Here is a 16,427-nt window from a genome sequence, read left to right on the forward strand (position 1 = left end):
CGTTCGTATGTCACGGATGCATGGCGGTTGGTCTCGAACTCGTCTTTGGCCATCTCGGGTTGCTGCTCCGTCATGATCGTCTCCTAGATGTCGCGGCACGCTACCGACACGATGCACATTACCGACCACGAGACGATCTCGTGACCGGTCGTCACTCCAGGGTGCCGAGAACCGCAGACTCCAGGGCCGGGACGAGGTTGACCGATCCGAGCAAATCCTCCGGATGGTCGACGAGACGGGCCACGCCGTAATGGCTTCCATCACGCAGCGCACCGGCCACGACACGTACTTCCTGACGACGGGGATGAGCCGCGACGAAACCCGCAGCCTTGTCCGGATCGTCCGGAATCTCGTTGGCGCACTCGTCGGGCAGGAAGATCCGTTCGACGCAGATGGCCGCCCCGTCAACGGCCTCTCCCCAGGCTGTCGTGGCGAGGGCCTGGGCCAGATCCTCTCCCGGTCGGAAGTCGTCCTGCTCGATACTGGAAAGACTGTCTAGTCCACCCACGGCGAGCTGACCGGCAAGGGCAGGCTCAGCCTTCATGAGGTCGACGGTGCGCACCAAGGCGAACAGGCGTGGCGGGCCGCCCCAGCTCGATGTCCCGACGAACCTCTCGATCTCAGCCAGACATGCCACCAGGGCATCATTGACCGACGGTGTCTCGAGCCCTGCGTTTTCGGCGTCCTGACTCATCTTGTCGTCCTCATCATTCAGCAATGTGGTATTCCCGTTCCGCCAGCGCGGATCTTCTGGATGGCCGCGATGGCGTCCTTGAGGCTAGAGACCTTGACCAGGCGCATCGAGGTCTGAACCCCACTGATGTCTCGGCAATTACCTGCTGGCACGAGGAAGATCTTGGCGCCATCCCGCTCGGCACCGGATATCTTCTCCTGGACACCGCCGATGGCAACGACTTTGCCATCAGGGGAAATACTTCCGGTACCGGCAATCCGCAGCAAACCAATGAGGTCATTCGGGGCGACCATTTGATAGATCGACAGGGCCATGGCAAGTCCGGCTGAAGGACCGACGATGTCCGCCGGGATTCCATAGGTGATCGTCGGGGCGTATCGGTATCCAGTGTCGACAGTGATGCCGACGGCAGGAGCTCTGCGGTCACTGACTGATGAGACCGTCGTCACGGCAATCGTTTTGCGAGTGGAGTTCCGCAACACCACGAACACCACGGTGTCGCCCACGGCATGCTTGCGAACCGCCTTGCCGACGTCGAGAAGGGAGGCCACCGGCTTCCCATCGACCTTCTCGATGAGGTCACCCGGCTCGAGTTTTCCGTGAGCCGGACCAGCCGCACTGACGGCGTTGACCATCGGCATCTCAGTGACAGGCTGGCCTGCAGCGCGCAGTGCAGCCACGGCAGCGTCACGCTGGGAGGTGTCCATCATGTACGATTCCTCAGCATTGACCTGCTGAGGAGAGCGGCCTGGCGGATAGATGGCTTCCCGCTGCAAGACGTCATGGTCCCGACGAATGCGGTCCACCAAGGCCTCTGCGAGGCTGAGACGCGAATCCGCGCGGGTGATAGACACCGTTGTCATCCTCATTTCGCCCTCGCTGTGGCGAGCCGTCAAGCCGTCAATCTGGATCATCGGCTTGCCCTGCTCGTTCGTTGAGAGCAGATCCACGGTCTGTCCTGGCGACCTGGCCACGAACGGGATGGGCACGAGGATCAGGGCCAGCACGCACAGCAGCACGACAAGAGCCGACGAGATTGCCGTCCAACGGGTGGGGAAACGCACCCCTTGTCGGGCCTCGACATCGACCGCGGTGGTCGTCGCTGCGGGCGTGCCGGAGTCATGCGCCTGTGAATTGGGCGTGATCGACTCGGACATGGTGGCCATGCTAGCCGGAACGGACAATTACTTTTCCACGACGGCGACGGCTCTAGACTTGGCGAGGACACCATGCCAAGCGAACGGAGACGGGAATGAATGACGGACCCCAGAATCCTGGGCAGCCCGACCCCGAGGAGATGGCCGAGCAGTTGCGCCGCATGATGCAGCAACTGGGCCTGCCCGCCAATGGGGACCTCACCTCTTTCATGACCCAGTTGTCGCAGATGTTCGGCTCAGGCGGACCGGTCGGTTTCGGAATGCCCGGAGCCAATCCGAGTGAGGGACCGGTCGACTGGTCTCACATCAAGGACATGGCCCGCCACATCACGGCGTCCCACGGCCCTGACCCGACGCCAGGACAGCAGGAGCGCAGTGCTCTGCTCGACGCATCGCGTCTTGCAGAGAGCTGGCTCGACCGAGAATGCGAGTTCGCCCAGGTCAACACACAACCTGCCTGTTGGAGCCGTGCAGAGTGGATCGAGCACACCTTTTCCTCATGGCAGTCTGTCGTCGAGCCGGTGCTGGTCTCCCTGACCGAGGCGATGACCGGATTGATGTCACCTGGCGGTCCCAATGACCCGATGGCTGCCCTCACCCAGATGATGGGACCGGCGCTTCGCCGGATGTCAGCCATGCTGTATGGAGCTCAGCTGGCCCAGGGCCTCGGCGAACTGTCGACCTCGACGGTGACGGGAACCGAAATTGGTCTCCAGGTCTTGTCGGTACCTCAGGTCGTCCTTCTCCCAACCAACATCGCCGCGGCATGGAAGGATCTCGACCTCGATCCACGAGATGTCGAGCTCTACCTCGTGCTGCGTGAGTCGGCCCGTCAGCGTCTATTCAATGCGGTGAGTTGGCTCGGACCACAGCTGTTGGCCCTGGTTGAGCACTATGCACGCGAAATTCGCATCGATTCCTCGGCCATCGAGGACGCCATCGACATTGATGACTTGTCCCAATTGACCCCGGAGAAGGCCCAGGAGATGTCCGAGCGGTTGCAAGGACGCCTCTTCGAGCCGACCCGCACGCCAGAGCAGGAGGGCGTCCTACAGCGCCTGGAAACCCTGCTCGCCCTCATCGAGGGATGGGTCGACGAGGTGACATCCCAGGTCGCCCGCACCTGGCTTCCCAGTCACGATCAGCTGGCCGAGGCCGTGCGTCGACGTCGCGCCACATCTGGCCCCGCCGAGGTGTTCTTCCAATCCCTGCTCGGTCTGGAGCTTCGCCCTCGCCGCGTCCGCGACGCAGCCAACCTATGGGCGGCACTGCGTGATGCCCGCGGCACGGTCGGACGCGATCAGGTGTGGAACCACCCCGATATCGTGCCTACCGCCGCCGACCTCGATGACCCGCTGGGCTATGTCTCAGGCGACCGTCAGGACATTGCTGAAGGCGGCGATGATCTCGATGCCGAGTTGGAGAAGCTGCTGCGCGATCACGGTCAGGACGACTGAGCCAACGGATCGTCCGGCTGACGTTCGGGGGAATCGACTCCCCCGGAAACAGCCCACTGGTACCCGTTGAGGAATCCCTCCGCGCGCTCCGCATTGGGGAATCCTGCGAGCAACTCGTGGAACCGCCGATTGTGATTGGCTTCCACCAGATGGCACAGCTCGTGAGCCAGAACATGATCTATGACCCAGTTGGGAAAGCCGACCATGCGATCTGAGAGCCTAATCTGTCCCGTCGCCGGGGTACATGACCCCCACCGAGTGTTCTGGTTCGACACCCACCTCACTGAGATGGGCTCGACCGGGTGCCCCACCCGCGGCTCGAGGTGGGCCCGACACAGCCGACGGGCACGACGCGTCAGTTCGTCGGAGGTCGCACCGGATCGTCGTCGAGCCTGGGATCGCGTCACCTTGTCGACCAGTTCCATGACTTGACGGTTCTGGTCGGCTTTCCGCATCCCCATGGGAACCATGACGAGGACGGATGTGCCCTCCATCCGTGCGCTCAGGGTGCGGTGGCGTCGGGAACTACGCCGAATGATGATTTCCGGCCTGCCGTCGCATGCTGCGATGATCTCGTCGGTGGTCGCCCTGCCAGCCATGTGGCCCATCATGCCCGGTGGTTAGGACAGTTTCGGTGAAGCGGTGTTCTGCCCCGCAGCTCGACTCAGAAACATCATGACGTCCGGGGGCGACGTGGTTGACGAGAACCCCGACCTGCCCTAGATTGAGAGTAACCCCCGGATCTCGGATGTGCAGGGGAAGGCACATCGTGATGGTCCGGGGGTTCCCGTGTCCCCCGAATCCCCTGCTCTGACATGCCAGATGGCGTTCGAAATTCAGTGTTGTTCGAACTCCCGCATGTGTTGTCCGTGAAGGACAGCGTGTTGCCCGTCATTGTTGACGTGTTGCCCGTCGTCTCGTTGGTCCTTCCCCGCGCTTCAAGCCTTTCGCAATTCTCAGGGCATGCGTGTTGAACTTGATTGTCCCTGGACGCCCGTACCGGGCGGATTGCGTCTGCTTGCTCCAGACGGTCGATCATTTCGGCTGCGAGGCGTGCGAGCAAGCTATGACGGACACGTCGATGTTCCTGCAGACATCGCGAATCGCCTTCACGAGTCCGGAATGGTGACGATGCCGACCGGCCTACGGGTAGCCGTTGTCAGTGATGACGGTGTCTCCCAAGACATTGTCCGCGGTTTGGAGGCACGACGTATCGAGGTGACGACGTGGATGCGTGGCCGGCAGCCGGGGAGATTCCATGACCTTCGGTGTGTGTCCGGGGCGTCCTGCCCCGTGGTTCACGTCGTCGTGATCTGTCCGAGGACCCTGCTCGGGGGACGTGACATCGCCGAACAGTGCCATCGAGCCGGCGTCCCGTCGGTCATTGCCTGGGGACGCCATCGCTGGGGTGTTCTCGGACCGATCAACGATCACCACCCCGGATGCCAACACTGCGCAGACATGGCACTGGCTGCGCGCGACCCCGACTGGGTGACGGTGGCCCGTACGACGACGGGAGACAGCCACGATCCGGCCGTCACTGCGTGGCTGGTGAACCAGATCGAAGCCACAGCTGGCGCCCTTCGCGATGGCTTAGACGTCTATAGCGTGAAGTCCGTCCATGTACGTACGAACGCCGGAGAACGCAGTCTCGTCGTGCCGGCCCAGCCCGGTTGTCGCTGCTGGCCGCCTCAGGAGGCGTCGTGCAATACCTTGATGAGATCAGCTGCGTAGTGATCGGCCTTGCGTCGGCCGATACCAGGCACCTGCAGCAGTCCCTCCACCGAATCTGGCCGCTTCTCGGCCACGCTGAGCAGGGTGGCATCGGTGAGAATGACGAAGGCGGGCACACGATCCGCCTCCGCTCGTTCGCTGCGCCATTCGCGCAACCGCTCGACCAGGGTCGGGTCAACCCCGACCTCGCAAGCAATGTGGTGGCCGAGTTTGCGATCCCGGGCAGCCGTCAACGCCTCTCCACAGACCGAGCACACTGCAACGGTGGCGCGACGTTTGCGGTGGCGTGGGGGTTTGGTCGACGCATTTCCGGTCCCTGGCAATCCCCGCAGGAAGCGCGAGATACCCTGACGGTCTCGGTTCGAACCCGACCAGGAATACGAAACCCACAGGTCTCGACGAGCCCTGGTGACTCCGACGTGGAGCAGACGTCGCTCCGAGGCAATCTCGACGGGAGTTTCAGCCATGATGAACGGCACCATGGCGTCGCTCATCCCGTACAGGGCAACGACATCCCATTCAAGACCCTTCGACGCGTGCAATGTCGCAAGGGTGACGCCGTCTCCGACAGGGGCCTCCTGGGTGGCAGCTCGCCGGGAGAACACAGTGGCCAAATCCGCCAGAGTTGCCGTCCCCTCCTCGACAGCGGAAGCCGCCAAGTCACGGAGTGCCTGCAACGATTCCCACCGCTGCCTCACCTCCCCCTCTCCTTGAGGAGCTGCGGCCGTCCACCCTTGCGACACAAGAAGGCGGTCGAAAGCAGGCAGTGCGTCGGCCCCGGGTTCATCGGCGACGATCCGGACGAGAGCATCGAGAGCGCGACGCACCTCCCGTCTCTCGTAGAACCGCTCGGATCCCTTGACCAGGTATGGGATGGACCGCTCGGCGAACGCCGTCTCAAGGTGGGATGCCTGAGAATTGATCCGGTACAAAACGGCAATCTCAGACCACGGAATCCCCGCGGCATGACGGGATTCCACCCACATTGCGATCGCCGAAGCCTCGGAGGAGTCGTCACCGAGCGCTTGGTAGACCGGCTCGGGACCCGACCGGCCACGAGAAACCAAGGTCACTCCCCTGCCATGCTCGGGAGCTTCGTCCGGGGTCACACGGTTGACGAGAACCTCATTGGCCAGCCGGATGATCTCCGGGGTCGAACGATAATTCCGGACCAGGTCGATACGTTTCGCACCCGGATGATCTGCCACGAAATTCATCAGGTAGTCAGCACGTGCACCAGCGTAGGAGTGAATGGCCTGATGGGGATCCCCGACAACGCACACATCATTGCGGTCGCCGAACCACAGCTCGAGCAATCGGTGCTGGAGAGGAGAAACATCCTGATACTCGTCGACGACGAAGTGCTGATAGCGGGAGCGGATTTCCTCCGTGATGTCCCGGTGCTGGACCATCATTCCGACGGCACACAGCAGGATGTCGTCCAGATCAATGACGCAACGTTCCCGTTTGACCGCTTCGTATCCGGCCAGGACCCTACCGACATCGGTGGCCGAAACCCCGGCCACGACTCGTCCTTCCGTTCGCGCCAAGGCTGCATATTGTTCGTTGGGGACATTCGAGACCTTCGCCCAGGAAATCTCGGCGGACAGGTCCCGCACCAGTGCCTTGTCATTTCCCAGACCAATGCGTCGGGCTGCCTCGGCGACCATGGAGAACCTGGAATCACTCACCGGTGGCAACTCACAGTTGTAGGCGCGTGGCCAGAAGAACTTGATCTGGCGCAGGGCGGCCGAGTGAATGGTGCGAGCCTGAACCCCCACCACGCCGAGATCAGCGAGTCGTCCCTTCATCGTGCCGGCGGCCTTGGTGGTGAAGGTCACCGCAAGGGTCCGGCGCGGGTCGAGCTTCCCGGTCGCGGCTCCGTAGGCGATGCGATGGGTGACAGCGCGAGTCTTTCCCGTTCCGGCACCAGCGATGACACACACCGGAACGTCGAAGGTCTTAGCAACCTTGACCTGCTCAGGATCCAGTGCTGCCAGGATCGCATCTGCCGACTGGGTTCTCACGGCGATCACCATAGGGGCACGCACCGACAGCTCCGCGACGGCATGTTCTGCCGCGATGTTCCGCTCCTGTACCACCGACTACACCGAAACCTGTCCGACAGCGTCCCTAGACTGATTCACCAGTTCGGCCTCCAACAGTTCAGGACAAGGCCGAGTCGTCACGAGGAGGTGCCCCGATGGCAGGTGTGGTGAAGGTGGTTCGTACCTGGCACCAGGTCCGAGAAGCGGTGACGACGGCCCTTGCCCAACCCACTGAGGACCCTTTCGTTCGTCCGCTGCTCGTGGCACCCAGCACCGCCCATTCCCGCGCTCTGCTGCAATCCCTTGCCCGCCGCCATGGCATCGCCGCTGGCATCCAGTCGACCACGCCCCACGGTCTTCGAGCCCACCTCGAAGAACAGCTCCTCGAGATCGGGCGCGACGAGGATCCGTGGCGCCCGGGGCCGTTGGCGTTACGCATTGCGCGCATCATCGAGACTAGTTCCCCAGGTTTCGAGATCGTCTCCGCTCATGTCGATGCCAGCCGCCGACAAGGCATTCCACGTGCATCATGGACGACAGCCCGACAAGCCGCAGAAGTTTTGACGGCGCTCGCCCGAGACTCCCACGAGGTGTTGCGGACCTGGGCACAAGGCCACGGCCCCGGACACGACGATGAACATGACGTCGACCTCGCTGGTGCCCCCTTGGACCCCGCCCGATCCTGGTGGGCCCCACTCTGGCGTGCCCTGCTCGCCGATTCCTGCTCCGTTGCCGATCCGGTGACCAGACACGAGATGTTGGTGGACGCACTGCGAGGCCAAGAAACCTCCTCCGGTGCACCCATCGTGTGGTTCTCATCGACGGCTCTGCCCCATCATGACGTCGAGTTGGCCGAAGCACTGGCAGCATCGCGCACCATCACGATCGTCCACCTCGACCACGCCATTGGACATGACGATCCGTGGCACACCTTCGACCGCCTGCGCACCACGACGACCACGAGGTGGACCTCATCATCGCTTCCGGCGACGAGTGAAGCTCCGGGCGCTCCAAGCGACGAGTTAGCCCCCGTCGAGATCCACAACTGCCATGGGCCGGACCGTCAGGCAGAAGTCATCCGCGACGTCGTCTGCGCAGTTCTCGCCGACGACGAGACGGTTCAGCCAAGGGACGTCGTCATCGTCTGTTCGGGACGTCAGGATACCGCGCACCTGTTGTCCGCAAGCACCATGGCGGACGTCAGTCACCCGGCCAACCAAATCCGGTTCACGACTCCCCCACCCCAGGATCGCGTCAATCCGGTGACCGAGGCCGTCACAACCGTCCTTGGTCTGGCGTCTTCTCGCGCGACTGGGCAAGACCTCCTCAATCTGTGCGCGATGCCGGCCGTGAGGGCACGTTTCGGATTCTCCGACGATGACCAGGAAACCATCGAACGGCTGGTGAGCCAGGCCGACATCCGATGGGGAATTGATCCAGCAGCTCGTGAGGATGCCGGGCTGGGACGCATCAGGCAGTCGACCTGGCTGGCCGGAATCGAGCGCATGGTTCTCGCCATCGCGATGTCGTCGGCTCCTCCTACCCACCTCGGTACCGTCACACCCATTACTGACGTCGGTTCCACCACGATCCCAGTGGTCGGGAAGCTGGCCGAACTGGTATCGCGATTGCGCAAGGCGTTTCTGGACACCGCGGCACCCGCGCCAATCACCGCGTGGTCGACTCGCATCAGCGACATCGTCGACAACCTCACCGCCGCGCCCAGCGATGCTCCGCGATCGGTCCTGGACACCCTCTCCCTTCTGACCGGTCTGGATGTAGCTGCCGAGAATCGACTGTTCGATCGCCAGGAGATCATTGATCTTCTGATCTGGTTGTCGCGCACGCATCACGGCCGTCACACATGGTTCGACGGTTCGCTTCACGTTTGTCGTCCCGGGGACCTTTCTCCCATTGATCATCAGGTCGTCATCATCGTTGACCCTGATCAAGACGTCATTCGGGCCGACCAGCTTCAAGGGTTGCGCGATGACTGCATTGACCCGACCGCGAGAGCACGCCAGGACCTACTTGACGTTGCCCTGTCGGCAAGGAGCCGCCTCATCGTCGTGCGACAGGCTCGAAACGCTGTGACCAACCTGCCCGTCCTGCCTGGCCCATTCACAACGACCCTCATGCAGTCATTGGAGGTGGGGTCCGTCACTGCCCGCTCCGTCGATCACGGTTTGCAGCCCTTCTCGCCTGATGAGTTCTGCGATGGAAACGGTGCATGGTGGCGCGGTTTCGATCACACCGCAGCCCACGCGGCACGATGCCAACCTGGTTCGCAGCGACGTCGTCAACGCGTTGTCCTACCACCGGTGACGGAGCTTCCCGAATCACGGATGTCGCCAACCGATCTCACCCTGGCGTTGTCTCACTCCGCTCGGACATTGCTCCGGGCACGGGCAGGTGCGCCAGCCAACGAGAGAAACACGGAGTTGCCAGTCGACCTCCCCCTTGCCCCGACATCGTTGGACAAGTACTGGATCCGTTCTCGGATACTCGCGGACCTCGAACATGGTTCGAACCCAGAAGATGCCATCAACGCCGAGCGTTTGCGCGGGTCAACTCCCCCAGGCCGCTTGGGGCAGCAAATCGTCAGTTCCTTGGCAGACGATGCGGTGCGTATTTCGCAGACGGCCAAGGAACTTCGTGGTGGCCACGATGAACGATTCATCGAAATCAACCTTGATCTCATTGACGGTGACAACCCGCCATTGACGTGGCCTGATGGTCTCATCGTTGATCCGATGCATGTGGTCTCACTGCGAGGCCGTGTCGGCGTGAGGAACAACCAGATCGTTCATGCTGTCGCGACGCGTGCGAATGCCAGGCCAATACTTGACCTGTGGGTTGACCTCCTCGCGGTCGCCATTGCCACTGACGAGGTCGGATGGTTCGGGACTCTGGTCTCGAGCGACGGGGTTCGAAGGATGGTGGCTCCGGACCCCGAACGCGCACGCGGGATTCTCACCGGTCTGGCACGTCTGGCCTGGTGGAGCAACCAGCAGTTCATCCCCCTACCCGTCAAACTAGCCCATGCCCTGGTAGGCCTGTCTCCCATGGCTCGCAATGACTACCGCACCGGCGCCAGCGCACTGCAAGTGCAGTGGTCGCGGGAGCGTGATCCGAACTGGGCAGCATTCCTGGGCACTGACGTCACCGAGCTGATTACCCGCTGTCATGAACTCGGCACCACTCTTGAGGAGCTTTCCGGGTGGTTGTTCGACCCCATCATTCGGGCATCGCAAGGTACCGGATTCTCACCACCCTCGATGGCTCGATTCGCTCGTCCCGGGAGTATAGCATGACGACGAAGACCTCATTCAACATCGTTGATCCGCTACCTCAGGGAACGGTCCTGTTGGCTGCGAGCGCGGGAACCGGGAAAACCTGGACGATCTCGGCGGTGTGCGCCAAAGCGATCGCCACCGGAATGGTGAACATCGAAAGTCTCCTCCTGGTCACCTTCAACCGATCGGCAGCTCGGGAACTGCGTGGCCGCGTGTATGAACGCCTTATCAGCACCGCATCCCTGCTCGCGGGGCGCCGGAAGCCTGCAGATGCCTGCGATGACTCCGTGATGAGCCTCGGCGCAGAAGGGCTGAAACGTGTAGAGGCGGCCCTCGACTCCTTCGACCGGGCCGTCATCACGACCACCCACGAGTTCGCCTCCCGAATGCTCGCCGAGTTGGGAGTCCTGTCAGACCACGACCCGTCGTCAGTCCTGATGGCCGACCTCACTCCAGTGGCCAACGAGGTGTCTGACGACTTTTATCTGGCTCGACATCTCGATGCTGACCGACCTCCGTCTGTCCGTGACAAGCGGGATCTGTCCAGGGATGTTGCCGTCAGGTATGGCGAGGTGCCGATCGCGACAGATATGGAAGCCATGTCGCCCGATGCTGGCTGGGCCATGTCCGTGCGTGACGAGGTACGAAAGCGCTCACGAAAGCGAGCAATACATACCTTTGACGACCTCATCGGAGATCTTGTCGGAGCACTGCGAGATCCGGTACGTGGCCCGATGGCATGTGCGACGTTGGCACGGCGCTTCTCCCTGGTCATGGTTGATGAGTTCCAGGACACAGATCCTCTCCAGTGGGAGATCTTACACCGGTCATTTCACGGACACAGCAACTTGTGGCTCATCGGAGATCCCAAACAGTCCATCTATGCGTTTCGCGGCGCCGACATCTACGCCTATCAGGACGCCGCGAATTCCGCTGAGCACGTCCTCCATCTCGACGTCAACTACCGGGCGGACAAGCCCATCGTCGAGGCGGTCAATACCCTTTTCGACAACGCACAGCTAGGACGCGGGATCGCCATGGAGCCGGTCACCGCCCGTCACCAGACGTCACGAATTGGCACTGACGCCTCGCAGACTCACCGGTACAGCTGGTCACAACCATTCCAAATCCGTTGTCTCCAAGCCCCTCTCGACGGGCAACTGGATGCCACGACCTCGGATCGCCTCGTCACCGAGGATCTCGTCAATCAAGTCATCATGATGCTGGAAGGCGGCACGATCATCCATGACGAGGATGAGCAGGACAAGCCACTTCGCCCCAACGACATCGCCATCCTCGTCAGGACGCGCAGGAGAGGTGCGGAGATCGCTGCTGCCTTGTCACGGGCCAATCAGCCCGCTGTCTTCTCCGGAGCATCACCGGTGTGGTCTTCCCAGGCCGCCGAGGATCTCGTCACTCTCCTGGAAGCTCTCGACAACACTGACGAGCGGCTGCGCACCCGGTTGTGCCTGTCTGACCTCATTGGTGCAACCCCTGCTGACCTCGCGGCATCGGATTCAAGGGTGCGTTCCGACCTCGCCATCGATGTGGCCCGTTGGGCGAGCGTGTGGCCCAGCACCGGAGCGTGGGGCACCGTCGAAGCGGCACTCCACCGACCAGGGGTGTTGGATCGTCTAGTCAGCATGAGCGGGGGCGAGCGATACGTCACCGACCTCCGCCAGGTCGCTCAAAAGGCCCATGCCGCGGCTGTCGAGGCCAGATTGACGCCGACGGCAACTGCCGGATGGATACGCGATCAGCAACGACGAGCGGGGGACGATGACCCCCGTCGTCTCGACAGCGACCATCAGGCCGTCAACGTCATGACCATTCATGAGGCGAAGGGGTTGGGGTTCCCCGTCGTCCTGCTGCCAGACATCGCCAATGGATGGGCACCGAGAAAGAACATCAGTGGGCCGGTTGTCTGGCATGACGGGCAGCGCCGAGTCCTGAACATTTCCTCCCAGGGGATTGATCGCGCCAGGGCGATTGAGAGCCACGAGGAGGATGAGCGTGGCGAGAATCTGCGACTTCTCTACGTCGCTCTCACCCGAGCTCGATCAGCCGTTCGGCTGTGGTGGTCTCCATGCTCACGACGCAATCGATGGTCGGCCTTCCAACGCCTGGTCGAGATGGACCGTTCCACTGGTGAACTCGGCCTGGGTAGGGCCGGAACTGATCCGGGTACCCTCCCCTGGCTCAACTCAGGGCCAATCACGACAGCCATTGCACCCGCAAATCAGAAACAGCTCACTCGAGCATCGGACGCCGAGCATCAGAGCATTGCGGCTCCTCGTTCTCTGACACGACCCCTCGACCTCGACTTCGTCCGAACCTCGTACTCGGGATTGACTGCCGAACTTCATGGCTCCGTCCTCACTCCCCTGCCGACCACTTTGACTGACGAACCTGAGGACGACGAGTCCCCCGACACCACTGCACCAGGTCTCTGCGGACTCCCAGGCGGCACCTCCTTCGGCACACTGGTACACGCGGTCCTTGAATACGTCGACACCGGTTCTGCAAATTTGTTCAACGAGGTCCTTACGATCACCCGCAGAACTCTGCGCACCACGCCATTGCCGGATGTCCCTGCAACAGATCTTGCCAGCGGCTTGGAACAGGTTCTGCGGACTGATCTTGGCGACCTGGCGCCGGGCATGTCCTTGGCGAGCTTCTCCCCCGACGACCGACTCGCGGAGATGAACTTCGAGTTGGCGATGTCCCAATCTGGTCTGGCAGCGACGATGGCCGATCTGACAGCTCTACTCAGGGATCCAGGCTTGGTGCCATCTGACGATCCGATCAATGGCTATGGGGACGCCCTGGCCCACATACCCAACAGTGACCAGACTCTGCGAGGGTTCCTCACCGGTTCGATTGATGCCGTCCTGAGACGGCCGGATGGACGCCACCTTGTGGTCGACTACAAGACGAATCGGGTTCCCGGCGCTCGGAAGCTACGGGCCGACATGTACGACACCGCCACCATGCGCGCCATGATGTTCAGCTCTCACTATCCCCTTCAGGGACTGTTGTATTCGGCTGCCCTGCATCGTTTCCTGTCGTCGAGCCTTACCGGGTATGACCCTGCCCGTCATCTCGGTCCGATTGGGTATCTCTTCGTTCGAGGGATGGCCGGTCGCCCAGCTCCGGAGATGGGGATGCCGCAGGGAGTGTTCACCTGGCATCCAAAGCCGGAACTCATCGAGGCCATCAGCGAGTGTTTGGGAGGTCACCATGCCTGAACTTGTACCGGTCGGGGCCGGAAGCAGGTTGGAGCCCTTCGCCCGCGCCGGCGTTCTCGAACCAAGCGACATCCACCTCGCCAACCTGGTGTGCCGTATCGGCGAGGAACACAACGCTGACGTCAGTTTGGCCATTGCGTTGTCGTGTCGTGAGCTGCGTCGAGGGTCGGTGTTCTGGGACCCCCACGAGATTGCCGAGTCCATCCGACGTCAGGTTCTCGACCCAGCCATCCCGGACATCAACGACAGTGAGCAGGCCGCGCTCTTTGACGACTTGGAATGGCCCGAACCGAGAGTATGGCTGTCTGCCCTTGCGGAGAGCCCTGTCATCGCGGGCCGTGGTGATCCACTCAACCAATTGCCGGCTCGCTTGGACGATGGTCTGCTCTACCTTGAGAAGTACTGGCAGGCTGAGCACGATGTCGCTCGCGATTTGGCCTCACTCGCCGCAGACCCACCCAGCCAGGGACCCGTGCCCGCCGAGCAGATCGTGTCAGAGGTCAGCGCTGCTCTTGCATCCTCCGGAATCACGTTGGACCAGGCTCAGGCCGAGGCTGCTGTTGCCGCCATCACCCACAGGATCAGTGTCCTTGCTGGTGGACCTGGAACAGGCAAGACGACGACAGTGTGCACCCTCCTGGCATCACTTCAGAAGGCGGATCCTCACCTCGGTGCCATCGCCCTCGCGGCCCCCAGCGGCAAAGCAGCGGCCCGACTTCGCGACTCGGTGTCAGAGGTATCAGAGCGCATGCCTGACGATCTCAGCCCCGTCGTCGCTGACGCCACGACCGTCCATTCCCTCTTGAAGTGGCAGGGACCAGGGACATCCTTCGGCTACGACGAGCAGCACCAGCTTCCCTTCGGAGTGGTCGTCGTCGACGAGGCGTCCATGCTCTCCCTCCCACTGGCGGCCAGCCTCCTCGCCGCCATTGGGACCGGGACTCGCCTCATCCTGGTGGGAGACCCGGGCCAGCTCGTCTCAGTGGACGCCGGAAGTGTTCTGGCAGACATTGTGTCGTCAGCCGGTACCCTCGATACACGTCTGCCTGTCACGATCCTCACTCGCAACCACCGGTCGCGAGGCGACATCGCGAATCTGTCGGAAGCCGTTCGTGAGGGCGCCAAGGAAGCCGCTTTGGAGGTGCTCACCAGGTCTCAGCCCGACCATGATGCGTCAACGCCGAGCTCCGTCCTGCCGAGCATTTCCTGGATCGACGCCGATCCCGCCAACATCACCATGGCTGACCTTCCAGCTGTCGCGGACGTCATCGCACGGACGGGATCGCAGATGCTCGAGCTGGCCCGGTCGGGCTCCGACGCCGCTGCCCTCAAACTCGTGGATGGCCATCGCTTGCTGTGCGCCCATCGGGAAGGACCATATGGCGTCGACGAGTGGTCGCAACGCATGGTTTCTGTCCTCGCCGATGTCCTTCCCGGAGTCGATCAGAGCCGATGGGCGCTCGGTGAAACTGCCATGGTCACACACAATCTCGCTCAGCTGGGCGTGAACAATGGCGACTGTGGGGTTGTCGTGGAGACGCGGCCTGTTCCGACAGTAGCTCTTCCCGGACCTGGCGGGGCCCCTCGACGCTTGCCCTGTTCCCTCATCCCATCTCTGCAACCTCTGCAGGCGATGACGATCCACAAGGCCCAGGGCAGTCAGTTCACCAATGTCACGGTGATCTTGCCGCCCCCGGATTCCCCGCTCCTCACCCGTGAGTTGTTCTACACGGCGATTACTCGTGCCCGTGAGCACCTCACGGTTGTCGGGATGAAGGAGTCCGTGGAGCGGGCCATTGATCGGACCAATGATCGTCGGTCTGGTATCCAGCGTCGGTGGGAGGAGACTCGCTCACTGTGACCAAAGCAGTTGCCGAAGAACTTGCGGTCGCTCACCTCAGCGGAGACGACAAGTCGAGTCCGCTCTCAGGTTCCGGAAGCCGATGTGCCAACCATGCATCAATGAGAGCTCTGGCAATCGACAAGGTCGGTGGCAGCTGCAACCGACCGGACTCAACCTGATCGGACACCTCGTCGCGGGTGAGGAAACCAGCCTCTGCCAGCTCGTCGTGGCCCACGTCGATCATTCCGGCTGCTCGTGCGACGTAACCGAACATGAGTGACCGCGGGAAAGGCCATGACTGTGAGCCAACATACCGAGCAGCGGTGATACTCAGAGTCGTCTCCTCAGCAACTTCACGGACCAGGGCATGTTCCGCTGGTTCCCCAGCTTCGACGAACCCGGCCAGAAGGGACCGACGATGAGGAGCCCAGGAGTGTTGCCGAGCCAGCACAATGCGGTCCTCGGCGTCCAGTACCGCAGCGATGATCGCCGGGTCGGTACGCGGGAAGACCTGGTGACCATGGGCACAGATCCGAGCCGGGCCGCCGTTCGTGATGCGTGTCGGTTCCCCACACCGAGGGCAAGTCGGCTTGCTCTCGTGCCATGCGAGAGCTGCAACCGCTGACATCACCACTTCACGATCAGTCGGGTCAAGGTCCACTGTGCGCAAGCTGCAAGCTTCTGTACGCGGCTCACCGTTCCGCCGGGCGAACCACGGCACTCCACCGACGACGCCCAGGAACAGGTCGCGCTGGTCGTCCCGATCCCCCTCAGTTGGAACCGTCGCCACGCGTCCGTCGGACATCACGACCTTGTCGTGCGGATCGATCAGCAACAATCGGGCCATCGGATCCTTCCACCGAGCTCGATTCGCCTCGTCGTCGTCCCGGTCTGCATGGCACCGATCCAATATGGGTCGAGCCACGATGCGCGTCTCGCTGATCCCAGTC

Annotated in this window: 10 protein-coding genes; 5 read left to right on the top strand and 5 right to left on the bottom strand. The window is 62.3% G+C overall.

Going from position 1 to position 16,427, the window contains the following annotated elements; translation table 11 throughout:
• Positions 1–151: 151 nt before the first annotated feature.
• Positions 152–715: a PPA1309 family protein gene (locus ACP8ML_RS06895; protein ID WP_171048572.1), complete on the bottom strand. Its 564-nt coding sequence runs from the start codon at positions 713–715 to the stop codon at positions 152–154.
• Positions 712–1,860: a YlbL family protein gene (locus ACP8ML_RS06900; RefSeq protein WP_117189178.1), complete on the bottom strand. Its 1,149-nt coding sequence runs from the start codon at positions 1,858–1,860 to the stop codon at positions 712–714. Before ACP8ML_RS06900 ends, ACP8ML_RS06895 begins: the two co-directional genes overlap by 4 nt.
• A gap of 86 nt (positions 1,861–1,946) precedes the next feature.
• On the opposite strand from ACP8ML_RS06900, the gene ACP8ML_RS06905 reads away from it, so the two are divergent.
• The gene (locus ACP8ML_RS06905; protein ID WP_065674070.1) at positions 1,947–3,308 is read left to right on the top strand and encodes a zinc-dependent metalloprotease; all 1,362 of its coding nucleotides are present in this window, start codon (positions 1,947–1,949) and stop codon (positions 3,306–3,308) included.
• Here the strand turns inward: ACP8ML_RS06905 and ACP8ML_RS06910 are convergent.
• Positions 3,296–3,919: a M48 metallopeptidase family protein gene (locus ACP8ML_RS06910; RefSeq protein ID WP_117189180.1), complete on the bottom strand. Its 624-nt coding sequence runs from the start codon at positions 3,917–3,919 to the stop codon at positions 3,296–3,298. The genes ACP8ML_RS06905 and ACP8ML_RS06910 overlap by 13 nt on opposite strands.
• 442 nt (positions 3,920–4,361) lie before the next feature.
• Here ACP8ML_RS06910 and ACP8ML_RS06915 point away from each other — a divergent pair, with 442 nt between their 5' ends.
• Entirely contained in the window at positions 4,362–5,042 is a 681-nt protein-coding gene (locus ACP8ML_RS06915; RefSeq protein WP_249361213.1) for a hypothetical protein, read from the top strand.
• Here the strand turns inward: ACP8ML_RS06915 and ACP8ML_RS06920 are convergent.
• A complete protein-coding gene (locus ACP8ML_RS06920; protein ID WP_117189252.1) occupies positions 5,000–7,081 on the bottom strand; it encodes an ATP-dependent DNA helicase UvrD2 in 2,082 nt (693 codons plus the stop codon). The genes ACP8ML_RS06915 and ACP8ML_RS06920 overlap by 43 nt on opposite strands.
• Before the next feature lie 164 nt (positions 7,082–7,245).
• Here ACP8ML_RS06920 and ACP8ML_RS06925 point away from each other — a divergent pair, with 164 nt between their 5' ends.
• The 3 genes from ACP8ML_RS06925 to recD are packed head-to-tail and all read left to right on the top strand — an operon-like array spanning position 7,246 to position 15,495.
• Entirely contained in the window at positions 7,246–10,404 is a 3,159-nt protein-coding gene (locus tag ACP8ML_RS06925) for an exodeoxyribonuclease V subunit gamma (RefSeq protein ID WP_117189184.1), read from the top strand.
• Positions 10,401–13,634 carry a UvrD-helicase domain-containing protein gene (locus ACP8ML_RS06930; protein ID WP_117189185.1) on the top strand — a complete coding sequence of 1,078 codons (3,234 nt, stop codon included), beginning with the start codon at positions 10,401–10,403 and terminating at the stop codon, positions 13,632–13,634. Before ACP8ML_RS06925 ends, ACP8ML_RS06930 begins: the two co-directional genes overlap by 4 nt.
• Complete coding sequence (gene recD, locus ACP8ML_RS06935) at positions 13,627–15,495, top strand: exodeoxyribonuclease V subunit alpha (protein WP_065674064.1); 1,869 nt, start codon at positions 13,627–13,629, stop codon at positions 15,493–15,495. Before ACP8ML_RS06930 ends, recD begins: the two co-directional genes overlap by 8 nt.
• A gap of 31 nt (positions 15,496–15,526) precedes the next feature.
• On the opposite strand, the gene nudC is transcribed toward recD, so the two are convergent.
• Entirely contained in the window at positions 15,527–16,315 is a 789-nt protein-coding gene (gene nudC, locus ACP8ML_RS06940) for an NAD(+) diphosphatase (protein WP_371258435.1), read from the bottom strand.
• Between the last annotated feature and the right edge of the window lie 112 nt (positions 16,316–16,427).

The organism is Cutibacterium sp. LaCa_255 (assembly GCF_057458005.1).

Excerpts from the sequence above, each read along its gene's own strand:
- ACP8ML_RS06900 (WP_117189178.1), bottom strand. The coding sequence starts at position 1,860 with ATGGCCACCATGTCCGAGTCGATCACGCCCAATTCACAGGCGCATGAC.
- ACP8ML_RS06905 (WP_065674070.1), top strand. The coding sequence starts at position 1,947 with ATGAATGACGGACCCCAGAATCCTGGGCAGCCCGACCCCGAGGAGATG.
- ACP8ML_RS06910 (WP_117189180.1), bottom strand. The coding sequence starts at position 3,919 with ATGATGGGCCACATGGCTGGCAGGGCGACCACCGACGAGATCATCGCA.
- ACP8ML_RS06920 (WP_117189252.1), bottom strand. The coding sequence starts at position 7,081 with ATGGTGATCGCCGTGAGAACCCAGTCGGCAGATGCGATCCTGGCAGCA.
- ACP8ML_RS06925 (WP_117189184.1), top strand. The coding sequence starts at position 7,246 with ATGGCAGGTGTGGTGAAGGTGGTTCGTACCTGGCACCAGGTCCGAGAA.
- ACP8ML_RS06930 (WP_117189185.1), top strand. The coding sequence starts at position 10,401 with ATGACGACGAAGACCTCATTCAACATCGTTGATCCGCTACCTCAGGGA.
- recD (WP_065674064.1), top strand. The coding sequence starts at position 13,627 with ATGCCTGAACTTGTACCGGTCGGGGCCGGAAGCAGGTTGGAGCCCTTC.